Annotated in this window: 15 protein-coding genes; 6 read left to right on the forward strand and 9 right to left on the reverse strand. The window is 71.9% G+C overall.

Features of this window, described 5'->3' with window-relative positions; all coding sequences use genetic code 11:
- Together ACEUEL_RS20800 and ACEUEL_RS20805 are read right to left on the reverse strand one after the other, a co-directional pair.
- Positions 1 to 1,128, reverse strand: a complete 1,128-nt coding sequence (locus ACEUEL_RS20800) for a phage tail sheath family protein (RefSeq protein WP_405709730.1) — start codon at positions 1,126 to 1,128, stop codon at positions 1 to 3.
- Between the two features lie 50 nt (positions 1,129 to 1,178).
- Entirely contained in the window at positions 1,179 to 1,868 is a 690-nt protein-coding gene (locus ACEUEL_RS20805; protein WP_405709733.1) for a GntR family transcriptional regulator, read from the reverse strand.
- A gap of 177 nt (positions 1,869 to 2,045) precedes the next feature.
- Here ACEUEL_RS20805 and ACEUEL_RS20810 point away from each other — a divergent pair, with 177 nt between their 5' ends.
- The 3 genes from ACEUEL_RS20810 (at position 2,046) to ACEUEL_RS20820 (ending at position 5,439) form a co-directional block, all read left to right on the forward strand.
- On the forward strand, positions 2,046 to 2,951 hold the full coding sequence (locus ACEUEL_RS20810) for a dihydrodipicolinate synthase family protein (RefSeq protein WP_405710230.1): 906 nt from the start codon (positions 2,046 to 2,048) through the stop codon (positions 2,949 to 2,951).
- Positions 2,952 to 3,162: 211 nt separating this feature from the next.
- Positions 3,163 to 4,419, forward strand: a complete 1,257-nt coding sequence (locus tag ACEUEL_RS20815; protein ID WP_405709736.1) for an NAD(P)/FAD-dependent oxidoreductase — start codon at positions 3,163 to 3,165, stop codon at positions 4,417 to 4,419.
- A gap of 18 nt (positions 4,420 to 4,437) precedes the next feature.
- Positions 4,438 to 5,439: a 4-hydroxyproline epimerase gene (locus ACEUEL_RS20820; RefSeq protein WP_405709739.1), complete on the forward strand. Its 1,002-nt coding sequence runs from the start codon at positions 4,438 to 4,440 to the stop codon at positions 5,437 to 5,439.
- Positions 5,440 to 5,496: 57 nt separating this feature from the next.
- Here the strand turns inward: ACEUEL_RS20820 and ACEUEL_RS20825 are convergent, their stop codons facing one another.
- Positions 5,497 to 6,291, reverse strand: a complete 795-nt coding sequence (locus tag ACEUEL_RS20825; RefSeq protein WP_405709742.1) for a DeoR/GlpR family DNA-binding transcription regulator — start codon at positions 6,289 to 6,291, stop codon at positions 5,497 to 5,499.
- Positions 6,292 to 6,448: 157 nt separating this feature from the next.
- Between ACEUEL_RS20825 and ACEUEL_RS20830 the strand changes: the two genes are divergently transcribed.
- Both ACEUEL_RS20830 and ACEUEL_RS20835 read left to right on the forward strand, forming a co-directional pair.
- Positions 6,449 to 7,330, forward strand: coding sequence for a phosphotransferase (locus tag ACEUEL_RS20830; protein ID WP_405709745.1), 882 nt, complete (start codon positions 6,449 to 6,451; stop codon positions 7,328 to 7,330).
- Complete coding sequence (locus tag ACEUEL_RS20835) at positions 7,330 to 9,804, forward strand: GcvT family protein (protein ID WP_405709747.1); 2,475 nt, start codon at positions 7,330 to 7,332, stop codon at positions 9,802 to 9,804. Before ACEUEL_RS20830 ends, ACEUEL_RS20835 begins: the two co-directional genes overlap by 1 nt.
- Before the next feature lie 93 nt (positions 9,805 to 9,897).
- On the opposite strand, the gene ACEUEL_RS20840 is transcribed toward ACEUEL_RS20835, so the two are convergent.
- Positions 9,898 to 10,347: a MerR family transcriptional regulator gene (locus ACEUEL_RS20840; protein ID WP_405709750.1), complete on the reverse strand. Its 450-nt coding sequence runs from the start codon at positions 10,345 to 10,347 to the stop codon at positions 9,898 to 9,900.
- A 70-nt stretch (positions 10,348 to 10,417) separates the two neighbouring features.
- On the opposite strand from ACEUEL_RS20840, the gene ACEUEL_RS20845 reads away from it, so the two are divergent.
- Positions 10,418 to 12,715: a heavy metal translocating P-type ATPase gene (locus tag ACEUEL_RS20845; protein ID WP_405709752.1), complete on the forward strand. Its 2,298-nt coding sequence runs from the start codon at positions 10,418 to 10,420 to the stop codon at positions 12,713 to 12,715.
- A gap of 485 nt (positions 12,716 to 13,200) precedes the next feature.
- Here the strand turns inward: ACEUEL_RS20845 and ACEUEL_RS20850 are convergent, their stop codons facing one another.
- The 5 genes from ACEUEL_RS20850 to ACEUEL_RS20870 are packed head-to-tail and all read right to left on the reverse strand — an operon-like array spanning position 13,201 to position 17,516.
- Positions 13,201 to 13,401, reverse strand: a complete 201-nt coding sequence (locus tag ACEUEL_RS20850; RefSeq protein ID WP_405709755.1) for a hypothetical protein — start codon at positions 13,399 to 13,401, stop codon at positions 13,201 to 13,203.
- Between the two features lie 20 nt (positions 13,402 to 13,421).
- On the reverse strand, positions 13,422 to 14,534 hold the full coding sequence (locus ACEUEL_RS20855) for a WD40 repeat domain-containing protein (protein WP_405709758.1): 1,113 nt from the start codon (positions 14,532 to 14,534) through the stop codon (positions 13,422 to 13,424).
- A gap of 48 nt (positions 14,535 to 14,582) precedes the next feature.
- Positions 14,583 to 14,912: a hypothetical protein gene (locus tag ACEUEL_RS20860; RefSeq protein ID WP_405709761.1), complete on the reverse strand. Its 330-nt coding sequence runs from the start codon at positions 14,910 to 14,912 to the stop codon at positions 14,583 to 14,585.
- Complete coding sequence (locus tag ACEUEL_RS20865; RefSeq protein WP_405709764.1) at positions 14,902 to 15,378, reverse strand: hypothetical protein; 477 nt, start codon at positions 15,376 to 15,378, stop codon at positions 14,902 to 14,904. The genes ACEUEL_RS20860 and ACEUEL_RS20865 overlap by 11 nt, the downstream gene beginning before the upstream one ends.
- On the reverse strand, positions 15,375 to 17,516 hold the full coding sequence (locus ACEUEL_RS20870; RefSeq protein WP_405709767.1) for a sigma-54-dependent Fis family transcriptional regulator: 2,142 nt from the start codon (positions 17,514 to 17,516) through the stop codon (positions 15,375 to 15,377). Before ACEUEL_RS20870 ends, ACEUEL_RS20865 begins: the two co-directional genes overlap by 4 nt.
- Between the last annotated feature and the right edge of the window lie 19 nt (positions 17,517 to 17,535).

The following is a 17,535-nucleotide window of genomic DNA, read 5'->3' on the forward strand; positions in this document are numbered from 1 at the left end:
TCACGCCGGCGCGGTCGCGACCCGCAGCTTGGCGATGAGGAATTCGCCCGGCCGCACCGGCGCGTGGCCGACCAGCAGGTCGAAGCCGCCGCCCGCGCTGCCGGGCAGGTCCACGGTCTGCACGAACCACGCCTCGCGCGGGGTCCGGCCGGCGAAGGCGCCGGCGCGGAACAGCCCGTCGAGGAAGCCATCCGCCGCCTCCCGCGCCCTGGCGCGCAGGCGCTCCCCGTCCGGCTCCAGCGCCGCCCGCCGGAGCCCGCGCGCGAGGCTCTCGAGGATGTGGAGATGCAGCCGCCGCACCGGGATGTATTTCCATTCGGGATCGGTCGACAGCGTCCGCCCGCCCCAGACCAGCGTACCCCTGGCCGGAAAGCGGCGGATGGCGTTGATGCCGGCGGGATTGAGCTTTCGGTTGCCGTCGTCGTCCACCGCCAGCGCCGGCACGAGAGACGCGCTGAGATCCGCTCCCGTCCCCGCCGGCGCCTTCCAGATGCCGCGCTGGACGTCGGTGCGGGCGATGATGCCGGCGATCGCGCCGGTATTGCCGAGGATCGGCCCCACCTGCCCGGTCCGGGGATCGAAAACCGCGAGGCGAGGAAACCACGCCGCCGCCTCGGGCCGCAGCAGGCCGGGATTCGCCGCGCGCCATTCCAGCGCCGCCGCCGGCGTCTCGACATTCTCCGGCAGGTCGATCAGCAACAGCGCCCGCCGCCGCTCGGCATAATCGAGCGCCGCCGCCTGCACGGCCGGGTCGCTGATGCCCGGCGTCAGCAGCAGGTTGATCGTGTCGACGCGCTCAAACGCGTGGAGACCGGTGCCGGCCGCCGCATCGCCGATCAGCGCGGCGGCATCGGGCGCGCCGTCGAGGCCGCCGACGCGCACCACCACCGCCTGCCCGCCGCCCTGCTCGAAGAACCGCGCCACCGCGACGGGCAGCGGCAGGGCGGGATCGAGGCGGCCGAACGCCCGCTCGAAATCGCCGCTGTTGTAGAGGCTCACCGGCGTGTCGGTCGGCCCCTCCGCCGTCGCGCCGAGGAAGGCGGCGATCGAGGTCGGCACCGGCTCGATGGTCCAGTGCTCCGACGCGATCTCCTCGACATAGACGCCCGGCGCTCGGTAGACCGGCATGGCGGCGGCTCCCTGCTGCGCCGGCAGCATGGGCGCATCGCGCGATGCGTTCAACCGGGGACGCCGTCCCCCGCCGCCGGCCGCGTCCGCTCCAGGAAGCCGATCAGCGATCGGCCGGCATCGCGGATATGGGCGCGGGTGAGATCGGCGGCCCGTCCCGCATCGCGGGCGAGGCAGGCGTCGAGGATCGCCTCGTGCTCGGCGCGCGCGGTGGCCATGCCGTCGGTGAGGATGAGCTGGGCGCGCAGATAGCGCTCCACCTTGTCGAGCGCCGCGCCGATGGTCTGGAGATAATAGGGCCGGCCGGCATCCTCGTAGAGCGCGTAGTGGAAGCGCCGGTTCAGCTCGCCCCACTGCGCGGGATCGCCCTCCCGTGCGAAGGCCCGGCAGGCCTCGGCCGCCCGCGCGAGCGCGCCCTCGGTGATGCGCGCCACCGACAGCCGGATCACCTCGGTCTCCAGCAGCGCGCGGAAGTCGAAGATCTCCTCGATCTCGGCGATGGAGAGCGAGGAAACCACCGCGCCCTTGTAGCGCTGGGTGGCGACGAAGCCCTGCTCCTCCAGCCGGGTCAGCGCCTCGCGCACCGGGATGCGGCTGACGTTGAACAGGCGGGCGATATGGTCCTGCCGCAGCGCCTCTCCCTCCGCGAGGTCGCCGCGGGTGATGGCGTCGCGCAGCGATTCGAAGATCACCTCCGAAGCCGAGGCCATCCGGCCGATATCGGTCGCCTGAAGCTTCACGCGGGTCGCCCTCCCGATTCTGCTGTTCCGTCGATAATTGTATATTGCAAATTGGATCCAAAAGATAGATACATGCCGCACACGATCCTGAAGCGCCTGGCCGGACAGGCGAGCCATCTTCCCGCGGCCACCGGCAGCCGCGCCGGCGCCCCTGGCGCCATCTCAAGGAGCCGCGCCATGTGGAAGGGCATTCTCCCCGCCGTCACCGCCAAGTTCACGCCGGGCGACGAGCTCGATCACCGGGAGATGGAGAAGAGCTTCGCCTTCCAGATCGAGGCGGGCGTCGACGGCCTCATCGTCAACGGCTCGCTCGGCGAGGGCCCGATGCTCTCCCATGACGAGCGGCTCGCCGTGCTGAAGACCGCGAAGTCCGTGGCGGGCCGCAAGCCGGTGCTGATGACCATCGCCGATGCCGCCACCCGCGACTGCGCCTCGCTGGCCCGGCGCGCCGCGCAGGCCGGCGCGGACGGGCTGATGGTGGTGCCGAGCCTCGTCTACCACACCAACCCGAAGGAGACGGTGGCGACGCTGCGCACCATCGCTGAGGCCGCCGACCTGCCGGTGATGATCTATTCCAACCGCGTCGCCTACCGGGTCGACGTCACCGTCGAGGTGATGGCCGAGCTGGCGAGCGACAAGCGCTTCGTCGCCATCAAGGAATCCTCCGACGACATCCGCCGCACCACCGAGATCTTCAACGCGCTCGGCGACCGCTACGACGTCTTCACCGGCGTCGACAACCTCGCCTTCGAGGCGCTGGCGGTGGGTGCGGTCGGCTGGGTGGCGGGCCTCGTCATCGCCTTCCCGCACGAGACCGTCGCGATCTACCGGCTGATGAAGGCCGGCCGCTACGACGAGGCGCTCGCCATCTACCGCTGGTTCCGCCCGCTGCTCGATCTCGACGTGTCGACCTACCTGGTCCAGAACCTGAAGCTGGTCGAGGCGCTGGTCACCGGCACCACCGAGACCGTGCGCGCCCCGCGCCTGCCGCTGGAAGGCGAGCGCCGTGCCGCGGTCGAGACCATCGTGCGCGAGGCGCTCGCCGTCCGCCCGGCGCTGCCGAGCCTGCCCAAGGCGGCGTGAGCGGCTATCCACGGAGCAACCCTCATCCCCGGGCTTGACCCGGGGACCCATGGCACCGGGTACTCCCTGCCCCGGCATCTGGGTGGCCGGGTCAAGCCCGGCCATGAGGGCAAGGATCTCCATGCCGGCGCACCGCGCCGAGCGCCGGCACAGCATTCACCCCACCCGCCTGCGGGAAGGGGAGTTCCGATACAGAACGGCGGTTAGCAGATTGCCGACACCAGCGTCCCAGTCGAACGAGATCCTCATCGTCGGCGCCGGCATCGTCGGCCTCGCCTGCGCCTTCCACCTGCAGGCGGAGGGCCGGCGGGTGCGGCTCGTCGAGCGCGGCGGCGTGGCGGAAAGGGCGAGCTTCGGCAATGCCGGCGCCTTCGCCTTCACCGACATATTGCCGCTGGCCTCGCCCGGCATCCTGCGCAAGGCGCCGGGATGGCTGCTCGACCCGCTCGGCCCGCTCGCCATTCCGCCCGCCTACCTGCCGCGCATCGCGCCGTGGCTCGTCCGCTTCTGGCGCGCCAGCCTGCCGGACCGGCTGGAGGCCAGCACGCGGGCGCAGGCGAGCCTGATGCGCCACGCCGCCCGCAGCATGATGGCGATGGTCGCCCGCGCCGGGCTGGAAAGCCACGTCCGGGCCGACGGCAATCTCCAGCTCTATGAGAGCGAGGCGGAACTCGCCGCGTCCCGGCCCGGCTGGGCGGCGCGCGAGCGGGAAGGCATCGCCTTCGAGCATGTGCGCGGCGCCCGGCTCACCGAACTCCAGCCGGGTCTTGCCCAGCGCTTCGTCGCCGGCACCTTCACCCCGGACTGGAAGACCGTCGCCGACCCCTACCGCTTCGCCATGGCGCTGTTCGATCATGTCATGGCAGGCGGTGCGGCGATCAGCCATGGCGAGGTGACGCGCCTCATCCCCGAGGGCGAGGGCGTGAGGATCGATCTCGCCGGCGGCGAGGTGCTGCACGGCGCGGGCGCCGTGCTCGCGGCGGGCGCCTGGTCGCGCCCGCTGGCGGCGGCCTTGGGCGACCGGGTGCCGCTCGAGACCGAGCGCGGCTACAACACCACGCTGTCGCCCGGCGCCTTCGACCTGCGCCGGCAGCTCACCTTCGGCGGCCACGGCTTCGTGGTGACGCCGCTCGCCACCGGCATCCGCGTTGGCGGCGCGGTGGAACTCGGCGGGCTGAAGGCGCCGCCGAACTTCCGGCGTTCGGAGGCGATGCTGGCCAAGGCGGCGACCTTCCTGCCGGGGCTGAACACCGCGGGCGGACGGCAATGGATGGGCTTCCGCCCCTCCCTGCCGGACAGCCTGCCGGTGATCGGCGCCTCGTCCGCCTCGCCGCGTATCGTCCATGCCTTCGGCCATGGCCATCTGGGCCTCACCCAGTCCGCCGCCACCGGCGCGCTGGTGGCCGATCTCCTCGCCGGCCGCGCGCCGGCGATCCCGCTCGATCCGTTCCGACCCGACCGCTTCTGACCCCTGAGGGATCCTCCCATGGCGCGCCACAGCTTCTTCTGCATCGACGGGCATACCTGCGGCAATCCGGTGCGCCTCGTCGCCGGCGGCGGGCCGAACCTTACCGGCGCCACCATGATCGAGAAGCGCGCCCATTTCATCGCGGAGTATGACTGGATCCGCACCGGGCTGATGTTCGAGCCGCGCGGCCACGACATCATGTCCGGCTCGATCCTCTACCCGCCGACCCGGCCCGATTGCGACGTCGCCATCCTCTTCATCGAGACCTCCGGCTGCCTGCCCATGTGCGGCCACGGCACCATCGGCACGGTGACCATGGCGATCGAGCACGGCCTCGTGACGCCGAAGACGCCGGGCGTGCTGCGGCTGGACACGCCCGCCGGCCTCGTCGTCGCCACCTACCGGCAGGAGGGGCAGTATGTGGAGGAGGTGCGGATCACCAACGTGCCGGCTTTTCTCCACGCGCAGGGGCTGACGGCGGAAGCGCCCGGCCTCGGCGAGATCGGCTTCGACGTCGCCTATGGCGGCAATTTCTACGCTATCGTCGACCCGCAGCCGGCCTTCCGCGACATCGCCGATCATTCGGCCGGCGACCTCGTGGCGATGAGCCGGGGCCTTCGCGAATCCATCAACGCCCGCTACGAGTTCGTGCATCCCGAGCACCCGGAGATCCGCGGCCTGCGCCACATCCTCTGGGCCGGTGCCCCGCGCGACCCGGAGGCCCATGCCCGCAACGCGGTGTTCTACGGCGAGAAGGCGATCGACCGCTCGCCCTGCGGCACCGGCACCTCGGCGCGCATGGCGCAATGGGCGGCGCTCGGCAGGCTGAAGCCGGGGGATGATTTCGTGCACGAGAGCATCATCGGCTCGCTGTTCAAGGGCCGCGTGGAAGAGGCCGTCGAGGTGGCGGGCAAGCCGGCCATCATCCCCTCCATCGGCGGCTGGGCGCGCATGACCGGCTATAACACGATCTTCATCGACGACCGCGACCCCTTCGCCCACGGCTTCACCGTCGCCTGAGCGGGATATTGGAGCCTGTTCTGATCGCAAAAGTCGTTCAACTTTTGCGGAACAGGCTCAGCCGGCGACGATCACCCGCGTGCCGGCACCCTCGAGCGCCGCGCGCATCGGGGGGGCGGGCGCGGCATCGGTGACCAGCGTGCCGACGGCGCCGATCGCCACGGCCGCGCGATGGCCGAACTTCGACGCGTCCGCAGCCACCAGGCAGCGCGCCGCCCCCTCGATCATGGCGCGAGCGATGCGCGCCTCGTCGAGGTCGAAATCCATGAACTGGCCAGCATCGTCGATCGCCGCCACCGAGAGTATGGCGAGATCGGCGCGGAACTGGCGGATGAAGGCCAGCGCCTCCGGCCCCACCGCCGCCGCGAGGTCGGCCCGCAATTCACCCCCCGCCATGTAGACCCGGTTGCCGTTGCGCCCGACCAGATGGCGGGCGATCTCCAGCGAATTGGTGACGACGGTGAGGTCGCGCCGCCGGCGCAGCGCCTGCGCCACATAGGCGGTGGTCGAGCCGGTGTCGATCAGCAGCACCTGCCCGTCCGCGACCAGCCCCGCCACCGCCTCGCCGATCGCCCGCTTCGCCGCGGCATTCACCCGCATCCGCCGGTGGAAAGGCGCCTCCTCGCCGGCCGGCGCCCCGGCCTCGCCCGCCCAGCCGACACCGCCATGCTCGCGCGTGAGAACCCCGGCCTCGACCAGCGCCCGGATATGCCGGCGCACCGTCTCGTCGGAAATGCCGAGCCGCGCCGCGAGATCGGCGATGCGGGCCACCCCCGCGTCGCGCACGAGCGCGATGATGGCGGCCTGCCACCGCGTCGGGTGAACGGGAAGGGTCGGGGAGCCGGTGGTCATGATGGCGGGTATTGTGGAGTCGCGGCGGGACAAATCAACATAAATGAGGATTTCTGTTGCATTGCGTGGAAATGCGGCGATCCTCGGGAGGTCACGGAGCACGCATGCCGTCCATCGCTGCCCTCGCCCCCCTCCCCCAGCGCCCGGGCGCCGCCCGATGAGCGCCGCCGATGCCGCGGCGCGCGTGCGCGCGCTGCCCATCTGGAGCGGGCCGGTGGAGCCGGTGCCGCTGAAGGGCGGCATCACCAACACCAATTTCCTCGTCAAGGATGCCGGCCGGCGGCGGGTGGTGCGGGTCGGCGCCGATATCCCCGTGCACGGCGTGATGCGCTTCAACGAGCTCGCCGCCAGCCGCGCCGCCCATGCCGCCGGCATCTCGCCGGAAGTGCTGCACGCCGAGCCGGGCATCGTCGTGCTCGACTACATCGAGGGCCGCACCTATTCCGACGCCGACGTGCGCGCCGACCTCGACCGTATCGTCGCCCTCGTCCGCAGCACCCATCGCGACGTCCCGCGGCACCTGCGCGGGCCGGTCCTGGCCTTCTGGGTGTTCCACGTCATCCGCGACTACGCCCACACGCTGCGGGAAGGAGACCACCGCCTCGTCGCCGAGCTGCCGCGCCTGCTGGCGGCCGCCGGTCGGCTGGAGGCGGCGGTCGGGCCGGTGGAGATGGTGTTCGGCCATAACGACCTGCTCCCCGCCAATTTCCTCGACGACGGCCACCGTCTCTGGCTGATCGACTGGGATTATGCCGGCTTCAACTCGCCGCTGTTCGATCTCGGCGGCCTCGCCTCCAATAACGGCTTCGATACCGCGCTGAGCGAAGCGCTGCTCGCCGCCTATTTCGGCCGGCCGGCCGATGACGGCCTGCGCCGGCGCTTCCAGGCGATGCTCACCGCCTCGCTGCTGCGCGAGGCGCTGTGGAGCATGGTGTCGGAGCTGCACTCCACCCTCGATTTCGACTACCGCGCCTATACCGCCGAGAACCTCGCGCGGTTCGAGGCGGCGCTGGCCCGGTTCAACGAGATGGAACACTGATGCCGGACGTTTCGAAGCCGGACGTCTCGAAGCCGGACCTGCCCGCTTCCGCCCGCGTCGTGATCATCGGCGGCGGCATCGTCGGCTGCTCGGTCGCCTATCATCTCGGCCGGATGGGCTGGACCGACGTGATCCTGCTGGAGCGCAACCAGCTCTCCTCCGGCTCGACCTGGCATGCGGCGGGGCTGGTCGGGCAGCTGCGCTCCAGCGCCTCCATCACCCAGCTGCTCGGCGATTCCGTCGCGCTCTACAAGCGGCTGGAGGCGGAGACCGGCCTCGCCACCGGCTGGAAGATGAACGGGGGCCTGCGCCTCGCCTGCAATCAGGACCGCTGGACCGAGGTGAAGCGGCAGGCCACCACCGCCAAGAGCTTCGGCCTCGACATGCAGCTGCTCACCCCGAAGGAGGCGCAGCAGCTCTGGCCGCTGATGGAGATCGGCGACGTGGTCGGCGCCGCCTTCCTGCCGACCGACGGCCAGGCCAACCCCTCCGACATCACCCAGGCGCTGGCCAAGGGTGCGCGGCAGGCCGGCGTCACCATCGCCGAACATGTCGGCGTCGCCGCCATCGAGGTCGCGAACGGCAAGGTCGTCGCGGTCGTCACCGATCGCGGCCGCATCGCCTGCGAGAAGCTGGTGATCTGCGCCGGCCTGTGGTCGCGCCAGATCGGCGCGCTGGCCGGGGTGAACATCCCGCTGGTGCCGGTGCAGCACCAGTACATCGTCACCGAGGCGATCGAAGGCGTGCCGCGCAACCTGCCGACCCTGCGTGATCCCGACCGCCTGACCTACTACAAGGAGGAGGTCGGCGGCCTGGTCGCCGGCGGCTACGAGCCCAATCCCATTCCGTGGGCCGTCGACGGCATTCCCGAGGACTTCCATTTCGCCCTGCTCGACGAGAACTGGGACCATTTCGAGCCGATCATGCAGCTCATGCTCGGCCGCGTGCCGGCGCTGGAGACGGCCGGCATCAAGCAGCTGATCAACGGCCCCGAAAGCTTCACCCCGGACGGCAATTTCATCCTCGGCGAGGCGCCGGAGGTGAAGAATGTGTTCGTCGGCGCCGGCTTCAACGCCTTCGGCATCGCCTCGGGCGGCGGCGCCGGCATGGCGCTGGCCGAATGGGTGGCGACGGGCGCACCGCCCTATGACCTCTGGCCGGTCGACATCCGCCGCTTCGGCGCCAACCACCGCGACACCTCATGGGTGCGCACCCGCACGCTGGAAGCCTATGCCAAGCACTACACCATGGCCTGGCCCTCCGAGGAGCATGCGAGCGGGCGCCCGCTGCGCCGCTCGCCGCTCTACGACCGGCTGAAGGCGGCGGGCGCGGTGTTCGGCGAGAAGCTCGGCTGGGAGCGGCCGAACTGGTTCGCGGGTGACGAGGATGAGCCGCGCGACATCTATTCCTTCGGTCGGCCGAACTGGTTCGCCGCGGTCGGGCGCGAGCATACGGCCTGCCGGGAGCGCGCCGCGCTGTTCGACCAGACCTCCTTCGCCAAGTTCGAGCTGGTCGGCCGCGACGCCGAGGCGGCGCTGTCGTGGCTCTGCGCGAACGACGTGGCGAAGAAGCCCGGCAGCCTCGTCTACACCCAGATGCTCAACGCGCGCGGCGGCATCGAGGCGGACGTCACCGTCGCCCGCCTTGCGCCGGACCGTTACTACATCGTCACCGGCACCGGTTTCGCCACCCATGACGCGCACTGGATCGCGCGGAACATCCCCGAGGGGATGGAGGCGCGGCTGATCGACGTCACCTCCTCGCGCGCGGTGCTCTCGCTGTTCGGGCCGCGCGCGCGGGACATCCTGGCGGCGGTGTGCGGCGACGATATCTCGAACACCGCCTTCCCCTTCGCCACCGCCCGCACCCTCTCGGTCGCCGGCGCGCCCGTGCTGGCGCTGCGCGTCACCTATGTCGGCGAGCTCGGCTGGGAGCTGCATGTCCCCGTCGAGTTCGCCGCCACCGTGCATGACGCGTTGATGGAGGCCGGCCGCCCGCACGGCCTCGCCCCGGCCGGCTACCGCGCCATCGAGACGCTGCGGCTGGAGAAGGGCTACCGCGCCTGGGGCGCCGAGATCGGGCCGGATCATTCCCCGCTGGTCGCGGGCCTCGGCTGGGCGGTGAAGCTGAAATCCGGCATGCCCTTCCTCGGCCGGGATGCGCTGGTCGCGCAGAAGGAAAAGCCGCTGCCGCGGCTGCTCGCCGGCTTCCGGGTGGAGGATCCCGCCATCGTCCTGCTCGGCCGCGAGACCATCTACCGCGACGGCCGCCGCGCCGGCTGGCTGGCGAGCGGGGGCTGGGGCTACACGCTCCGCGCGAATATCGGCTACGGCTATGTCCGCGACCCCGCCGGCGTCGATGCCGCCCATGTCCTCGAGGGTCGCTACGAGCTCGAGGTCGCGGGAACCCGCGTCGCGGCCACCGCGTTCCTTCAACCGCCCTACGACCCCGCCATGGCGCGGATAAAGGCATAGAGATACCAGTTCAGGCCGTCACCGGGGGGCGGGTCGGCCTGCAGGGGGGCGCCGGGCGGAAACGCTTCGGCGCCCCTTTCGTCTGCGCCCCGCTCAGTCGTGGTGACGGCACTCGCCGTGGTCCGCCAGCACCTCGATCACCCGGCACTCGCCGACATGGCCATGCGAGCAGCCCTCGACCATGCGGGTCAGCTCCGCCTTCAGCGCGGTGAGGCTGGCGATACGCCGCTCGACCTCAACCAGCCGGTCGCGGGCGATGGCGTCGGCAGCGGCGCAGGACTGATCCGGCTCGTCCTGCAGTTTCAGCAGCATGCGGATGGCGTCGATCTCGAAGCCGAGCTGGCGGGCGTGGCGGATGAAGGCGAGCCGGCGCATCTCGCTCGCGCCGTAGAGCCGGCGGTTGCCCTCGCTCCGCACCGGCGCCGGCAGCAGCCCGATCTCCTCGTAATAGCGGATGGTCGGTACCTTCACCCCGCTCGCCTGCGCCGCCCGGCCGATGGGCAGCCCGGCGACCGGGCGCGGCATCACATGCGATTTCGGCATCACGAGTCCCTTGCTCCTCTAGTCGCTGGAGGATGTAGCGTGCCCGCGAACAATGACAAGAGGTCTCGCCATGACCGCCCACGCCGCCACCTCGGCCACCCGCCTCCTGCGCTACCGCGTCGAGGGCATGGACTGCGCCTCCTGCGCCGCCAAGATCGACGTCGCCGTGCGCCGCCTGCCGCACATCACCGACGTCGCGGTGTCGGCGACGGCCGGCACGATGACCGTCCACCATGACGGCGCCGACCCCGCCGCCATCGAGAGCCGCGTCAACGGCCTCGGCTACAAGGCGCTGCCGCTGAACCGCGAGCCGGCGCCGGCGGCTCCCGCTGCCGGCTGCGGGCACGACCACCATGACCACGACGATCACGGCCATGCGGACCACGGCCCTGTCGGCACGGGTTCCGGCCACGACCACGCCGGACACGCGCATGACGCCCGCCCCGCGGCCGCCCCGGCCGCCGCGGTCCCCGGCCTGCACGGCCACGACCATGGCCCCACCGACGGCCCCTGGTGGCGCTCGCCCAAGGGGCGGCTGACCCTCGCCTGCGGCGCGGCGCTCGTCGTCGCCTATGCGATCGGCCGCATCTGGCCGGGCCTCGACCTCTGGGTGTTCACCGCCGCCATGCTGGTCGGGCTGGTGCCGATCGCCCGCCGCGCCGTCATGGCCGCCCGCGTCGGCACCCCCTTCTCGATCGAGATGCTGATGACCATCGCCGCGGTCGGCGCGGTGATCATCGGCGCCGGCGAGGAAGGCGCCGTCGTCGTGTTCCTCTTCCTCGTCGGCGAATTGCTGGAAGGCGTCGCCGCCGGCCGCGCGCGGGCCAGCATCCGCGCGCTCGGCGACCTCGTGCCGAAAACGGCGCTGCTGGTGGAGGGCGCGGGCACGCGCGAGGTTCCGGCGCAGACACTCGCCCCCGGCCAGACCATCCTCGTGCGCCCGGGTGACCGCATCCCCGCCGACGGCGTGATCCTCGACGGCGCCAGCGCCATCGACGAGGCGCCGGTGACCGGCGAGAGCGTGCCGGTCGCCAAGGCCGCCGGCGATACCGTGTTCGCCGGCACGGTGAACGCCGACGGCGCCCTGCGCGTGCGCGTCACCGCCGGGGCGCAGGACAACACCATCGCCCGCGTCATCGCGCTGGTGGAGGAGGCGCAGGAGAGCAAGGCGCCGACCGAGCGCTTCATCGACCGCTTCGCGCGCTGGTACACGCCGGCCGTCGTCGTGGTCGCCGCCCTCGTCGCGGTGCTGCCGCCGCTGCTGTTCGGCGCTTCCTGGGACGAATGGATCTACAAGGGTCTCGCCCTGCTGCTGATCGGCTGCCCCTGCGCGCTGGTCATCTCGGTGCCGGCGGCGGTCGCCGCCTCGCTTTCCGCCGGCGCCCGGCGCGGCCTGCTGATCAAGGGCGGCGCCGTGCTGGAGAACCTGCGCGGCATCGACACCGTCGCCTTCGACAAGACCGGCACGCTGACCGAAGGCAAGCCGAAGGTAACCGACATCCTCGCCTTCGCCCGGCCGGAAGGCGACGTGCTGAGGTTGGCCGCCGCGCTGGAGACCGGATCCAGCCATCCGCTCGCCCTCGCCATCCTCGCCCGCGCGGCAGCGCAGGGCATCGCGCTGCCGGCGGTATCGGACGCGAAGGCGATCGGCGGCGAGGGCGTCAGCGGGACGATCGACGGCGCCCCGGCGTTCCTCGGCTCCGCCCGGGCCGCCGCCGCCCGCGCGCCTCTTGACGAGGCGCAGGCGGAACGCCTCGCCTCCCTCGCCGGCGCAGGCAAGAGCGTCGCGGTGCTGGTGGTCGACGGCATCGCCGCCGGCGCGCTCGCCCTGCGCGACGAGCCGCGCACGGATGCGCAGGACAGCCTCGCCCGGCTCAAGGCCGCCGGGCTGCGCCTCGTCATGCTCACCGGCGACAATGTCCGCGCCGCGCAGGCGATCGGCGAGCGCCTCGGCATCGAGGTCCGCGCGGAGCTGATGCCCGCCGACAAGCAGGCGATCGTGCGCGAGTTGCAGGCATCCGGTGCGAAGGTCGCCAAGGTCGGCGACGGCATCAACGATGCGCCGGCGCTCGCCGCCGCCGATATCGGCATCGCCATGGGCGGGGGCACCGACGTCGCGCTGGAGACCGCCGACGCCGCCATCCTGCACGGGCGCATCGGCGATGTCGGCGCCATGATCGCGCTGTCGACGCGCACCATGGCCAATATCCGCCAGAACATCACCATCGCGCTCGGGCTGAAGGCGGTGTTCCTCGTCACCACCATCGCCGGCATCACCGGGCTCTGGCCGGCCATCCTCGCCGACACCGGCGCCACCGTGCTGGTAACCGCCAACGCCCTGCGCCTGCTGCGCGGCAGGACGGGGTGAGAGCCGGTCTGGATCGTCTGCCACAACCGTCATTCCGGAACGGCCGAGGCCGTATCCGGGATCGCGTGGCTGTCCCGGCGAGCGATCCCGGCTCTCCGCCCACACCTCCGGCCGGGATGACGGTGCGCCCGGGGGAGTTGACGACAGCCTTTTGGAGCCCGCCCGGATCGTCCGCCATAACCGTCATCCCGGAGCGGCCGAAGGCCGTATCCGGGATCGCGTGGCTATCCTTGGCGAGCGATCCCGGCTCTTCGCCCATGGCTCCGGCCGGGATGACGGCGCTCCGGGGGAGTTGCCGACAGCCTCTCGGATGCTCTCTGGCAAAGAACGCCATCATCCTGAGAGCCTGAACTGGAATTCCCTCTCCCCGCCGGGGAGAGGGAGCGCGGTCATTCGCCCGGCCACTCCCGGTCGGGCTCCCCGGGATGCGGCGACGCTCCGGTCCGGACGGGCTCCAAATCGCCCCGTCGGCGCCGCGGGCGGTGTCAGTTGGTCGCGCCCGGTTCGTTGCGGATCGCGCCCGCCTTGTTCTCGGCGAGGAAGCGCGCGGCGAGGATGAACGCGCCCATGGCGAACTCCCGGCCATGGGCGGCGCTCATGCGCTCGGCGATATCGGAAAGCTCGGCGAAGAAGCCGTCCTTGCTCTCGGCTTCGCTCGGCTGCGGGGCGGTGGCGGCGGTGGGCATGGCGTATCCTCCGGGGGGTGTCACTTGAAGAGCTGCGGCGGCAGATCGACGACGCCGAGGCTGCCCTCGGCATCGGCGAAGGCGAGATGCTCGCCATCCCCGCTCCAGGCGAGGTGGGTGAGCGCGCCGCCGGCCGGCTCGCGCAGCATGAGGGTTTCCCGGCTGCCGACCGGCGCCACCGCGATGGCGCCGCTGGCGAAGCCGAGCGCCAGCAGCGGCCGGCGCGGATGACGGGCGAGCGTCTCGACGGCGACGAAGCCGGCGCGGCCGGTGTCGATGGTCGACGGGCGTGTCGCGGGAAGCTCGTCCTCCGGCCCGCCGAGATCCCAGACGATCGGCCGGAAGGCGCCGGCGGTGGCGAGCTGCGCCCCGTCCGCGCTCCAGGCGAGCGCCCGCACCGGCGCCGGGTAGTCGGCAAGCGTGAGCACGCGGCCCGAGGCGGGCTCGATCACCGCGATCCCGCCCGAGGCGAGGCTGACGGCGAGGCGCCGCCCGTCCGGCGACCATGCGAGCGCGGCGCCGGGTGAAAGGTCGAAGCGGCGGGTTTCCCCCGCTCCCTCCACGATAAGCACCGCATCGGCGTGCGCGAGGGCGAGACGCCCGCCGGGCAACGGCGCCAGCGCGCAGAGGCGGCCGTCATAACGGGCCACCGCCCGCGCGGTGCTCCCATCGCCGGGATAGAGCGTCACCACGCCGCCGGCCGCGACCAGCGCGCCGCCGGAGACGTCCAGGGCCGGGCGGATGGCCTCGACCGGGGCGCTGTCCACGTCGACCAGCGCCAGCGCCTGCCCGTCCGCCGCGATCTCGGCGAGCCGCCCGCTCGCCCCGCCGGCCAGGAAGCCCGCCGCGCCGAAGCGGGCGAGATGCAGCGGCCCGGTGTCGACCGGCACGCGGATCAGCGGCGCGACCGGCCGGCTGCGCGGCGACAGCGTCGCCCGCCCGTCCTCGATCGAGACATGCCAGCGCCGGGCGGCGGATTCCGCATCGGCCATGGGCGCGATCGCCACCGTGCCGTCGGCGAGGGCGAAGGCGGCGCTCGCGCCCGCGGCGTCGAAGCCGCAGGCGGTCGCCGGGGCGGCCAGCGGCCAGTGGCGCGCCAGCAGCGCGAACACGGCCGAGGCGGTTGCTTCCATTGCACTCATCGTTCACCCTCACTGCACGGATCGGTCACCCGATCGCACTCATCGTCCGCCTGACTGCACTGATCGGTCACCGCCCGACGGGGCGTTGAGAACGGCGATCCGGGCGTCGATGGCGTCGAGCCGCGCGCCCAGCCCGTCCAGTTCCGCCTCCCCTGCCGCCAGCCGCGCCGCCACCTCCGCCACCGCGTCGCGGGCGAGCGCGAGCGCGGCGTCCGCGCCCTCGCCGCCGTCCCGTTCCGCCAGGGCGAGCGCGAGTTCGCGACCGCCCAGGAGCTGGCGGATCTGCAATTGCGCGGCGTTCAGCCGGGCCATGTCGCCGACCAGCGCAAGGCGCTGAATCAGTAGATCTCTCAGCACGTTATCGTCCATCGCCGCCCCCGGGCGCCGCCGCCCCGCGCCGCAGCGCCTCGACCTCGGCGAGGATGTCGCGCAAGCCGCCGAGGCCCGAGACGAAGTGCCGCTCGGCCGATTCGATGTGGCTGCGCAGCGTGTCCCACAGATCCGCGCGGAGCAGCCGCAGGCGGTCGCCGCCCAGCCGCTCGAAGGCCTGCAGCCCGAACTGGTGCGTCAGCCCGATACCGCTGACGACGAAGTCGCTCAACTCCCGCGCATGTGTCTCGACGAACAGCCGCAGCAGCGGATGGTCGCCATAGACCACGCCGCAGCGCTGCAACTCCGCCTCGATGAACGATTGGAAATGCCGCGTCAGCACCTCGAGGCTGGCGCCGGTGAGGCGGAGGATGAAGGCGATATCGCGGTCGGCATTGGCGAGAATGGCGGTGGCGACCAGACTGCCGGGACTCGCCCCCTCGCCGGAAAAGCCGGGAATCGTCATGGCTTGCCTCCGTCCGACCCGTCGCCGCCCTGCGCCTGCCCGTCGGCATCGCGGTAGTGCTGCAGCTTGCGGTAGAGCGTGCTGCGCGAGATTCCCAGCTGGGCGGCGGCAAGCGAGGTATTGCCGTTGCACGCGGCGAGCGCCTTCTCGATCAGCCGCCGCTCGGTCGCGTCGATGCGGGTGATAGGCTCCTCGTCCGCCTCGGCGACCTGCGCGACGATGCCCGCCTCCAGCGCTGCCGCCTCGTCCAAGACGTCTTCCGGAAGGTCACGGACGCCGATGAGCCGGCCGGTCGACATGAGGCTGAGGCTGTCGACGAGATTGCGCAGCTCGCGCACATTGCCCGGCCACGAATAGCGTTCCAGCACCTCGATGGCCTCCGGCCGGAACCGCAGGGCGTCGACGCCATAGCTGCTCGCATAGGCGTGGTTGAAGTGGTCGATCAGCAGGCCGATGTCGCCCGGCCGCTGGCGCAGCGCCGGGATGGTGATGCGGACCGCACCGAGCCGGAAGTAGAGATCCTTGCGGAACCGGCCCTCCGCGGCCTCCTGCTTGAGGTTGCGGTTGGTCGAGGCGACGAGGCGCACGTCGATCGGCCGCGCCTTGCTGTCGCCGATCCGGTAGACGGCTTTTTCCTCAAGCACGCGAAGAAGATAGGGCTGCAGGTCGAGCGGCATCTCGCCGATCTCGTCGAGGCTGAGCACGCCGCCATGGGCGACCTCGAACCGACCCGCCCGCCCTTCCCGCGTCGCCCCGGTGAAGGCGCCCGGCGCGTGGCCGAACAACTCGCTGCCCAGCAGCTCGCGCGAGACAGCGCCGCAGTTGAAGGCGACGAAGGGCTCCTTGCCGCTGGTCATCCCCGCCGCGTGGATGAGCTGCGCGAAGAGCTCCTTGCCGACCCCGGTCTCGCCCTCGAGCAGGATGGAGGTGCGCCCCCGCGCGGCCCGCTCGGCGCGGTCCACCGCCTCGCGCAGCACCTCGCTGTCGCCGATGATGGCCGCCCGGGCGGCGTCGAGCGCGCGCTGCGCCTCGCGGCCGGTCGGCCGGCCGGCCGCACCGGTACGGCGCGGCGGGGCCCCCAGCATCAGCATCGCGCCGGCGAAATCCCCGTCGATGACCAGAGGTTCGATCCGCTCCGGCGCGAGGCCCTCGATCGCCTCGTCGACGAGCCGGCCCCGCCAGCCGTCATTGAGGGGGTCATCGGCGCCGGGATCGGAACGGAAATCCACGATCTGCTCGCCGATGCGCAGTTCGCCCTCCCCGTTCGGCAGGCGCAGGCGATCGGCCGCGCCGGGGCTGCGGTGGATCAGCCGGCCGAAGCGGTCGAGCACGACGAAGCCGTCGCCGCGCTCCCCGCCCCGCAGCCGGGCGAGGCACAGGTCGAGCAGGCGCGCGTGCTCGATCCGCATCTCCTCCGCCAGCGCCAGTTCGATATGGCTCGCCGCCATCAGGCCGAGCGCGACATTGTGACGGTGGAAGATGTCCTGCGGTCCGGAGAAATCGATGACGCCGATGATGGCGCCGGTGAGCGGGCTGCGGATCGGCGTGCCGATGCAGGTCCAGGCCTTCACCCCCTCGCAGAAGTGCTCGGCGGCGCGCACATAGACCGGCTGCCCCGTCACCAGCGCCGTGCCGATGCCGTTGGTGCCGGTGACGTTCTCGCCCCAGTTGGCGCCCAGTTCGAGCCGGATGTCGTGGCCGGAATCGATGGTGCGCGGGTCGCCTCCCGTTTCGATGATCACACCACGCTCGTCGGTGATGACCACCATGGTGGCGGTATCCTGAAGCACCGCCGCGATGCGCTCGAAGGTCTTGCCCGCTGCCGACACCATCTCCCGGTGCCGGCGGCGCAGACCACTGATTTCGTCGGCACCCGCCACCACGGCGCTGCCGCGCCCCCGCGCATCGACCCCCAACCGCGCGCTGCGCTGCCAGGATCGCTCGATGAGGCCTCGCACCAGCCCGCCGGCCGCCGGCTCCCGATGGGCCCCCACGAAGCGCTCCCACGCCCGCATCGTGGCGCTGGCGTCATAGGCCACGGGGGCGGCGGCGTCCGCGCCCTCGTCCTGCCCATCCGGGGGCGGGGCGCCGGCATCGAACGGGGAGGGCCGCTTCACCATGGGCGCTTCCACCTGCATGCGAACAATCCCGTCTTGC

It is taken from the genome of Ancylobacter terrae (assembly GCF_045108345.1).
Classification (GTDB): domain Bacteria; phylum Pseudomonadota; class Alphaproteobacteria; order Rhizobiales; family Xanthobacteraceae; genus Ancylobacter.

Excerpts from the sequence above, each read along its gene's own strand:
- ACEUEL_RS20870 (WP_405709767.1), bottom strand. The coding sequence starts at position 17,516 with ATGCAGGTGGAAGCGCCCATGGTGAAGCGGCCCTCCCCGTTCGATGCC.
- ACEUEL_RS20840 (WP_405709750.1), bottom strand. The coding sequence starts at position 10,347 with ATGCCGAAATCGCATGTGATGCCGCGCCCGGTCGCCGGGCTGCCCATC.
- ACEUEL_RS20800 (WP_405709730.1), bottom strand. The coding sequence starts at position 1,128 with ATGCCGGTCTACCGAGCGCCGGGCGTCTATGTCGAGGAGATCGCGTCG.
- ACEUEL_RS20820 (WP_405709739.1), top strand. The coding sequence starts at position 4,438 with ATGGCGCGCCACAGCTTCTTCTGCATCGACGGGCATACCTGCGGCAAT.
- ACEUEL_RS20825 (WP_405709742.1), bottom strand. The coding sequence starts at position 6,291 with ATGACCACCGGCTCCCCGACCCTTCCCGTTCACCCGACGCGGTGGCAG.
- ACEUEL_RS20845 (WP_405709752.1), top strand. The coding sequence starts at position 10,418 with ATGACCGCCCACGCCGCCACCTCGGCCACCCGCCTCCTGCGCTACCGC.
- ACEUEL_RS20830 (WP_405709745.1), top strand. The coding sequence starts at position 6,449 with ATGAGCGCCGCCGATGCCGCGGCGCGCGTGCGCGCGCTGCCCATCTGG.
- ACEUEL_RS20810 (WP_405710230.1), top strand. The coding sequence starts at position 2,046 with ATGTGGAAGGGCATTCTCCCCGCCGTCACCGCCAAGTTCACGCCGGGC.
- ACEUEL_RS20855 (WP_405709758.1), bottom strand. The coding sequence starts at position 14,534 with ATGGAAGCAACCGCCTCGGCCGTGTTCGCGCTGCTGGCGCGCCACTGG.
- ACEUEL_RS20860 (WP_405709761.1), bottom strand. The coding sequence starts at position 14,912 with ATGGACGATAACGTGCTGAGAGATCTACTGATTCAGCGCCTTGCGCTG.
- ACEUEL_RS20835 (WP_405709747.1), top strand. The coding sequence starts at position 7,330 with ATGCCGGACGTTTCGAAGCCGGACGTCTCGAAGCCGGACCTGCCCGCT.
- ACEUEL_RS20850 (WP_405709755.1), bottom strand. The coding sequence starts at position 13,401 with ATGCCCACCGCCGCCACCGCCCCGCAGCCGAGCGAAGCCGAGAGCAAG.
- ACEUEL_RS20865 (WP_405709764.1), bottom strand. The coding sequence starts at position 15,378 with ATGACGATTCCCGGCTTTTCCGGCGAGGGGGCGAGTCCCGGCAGTCTG.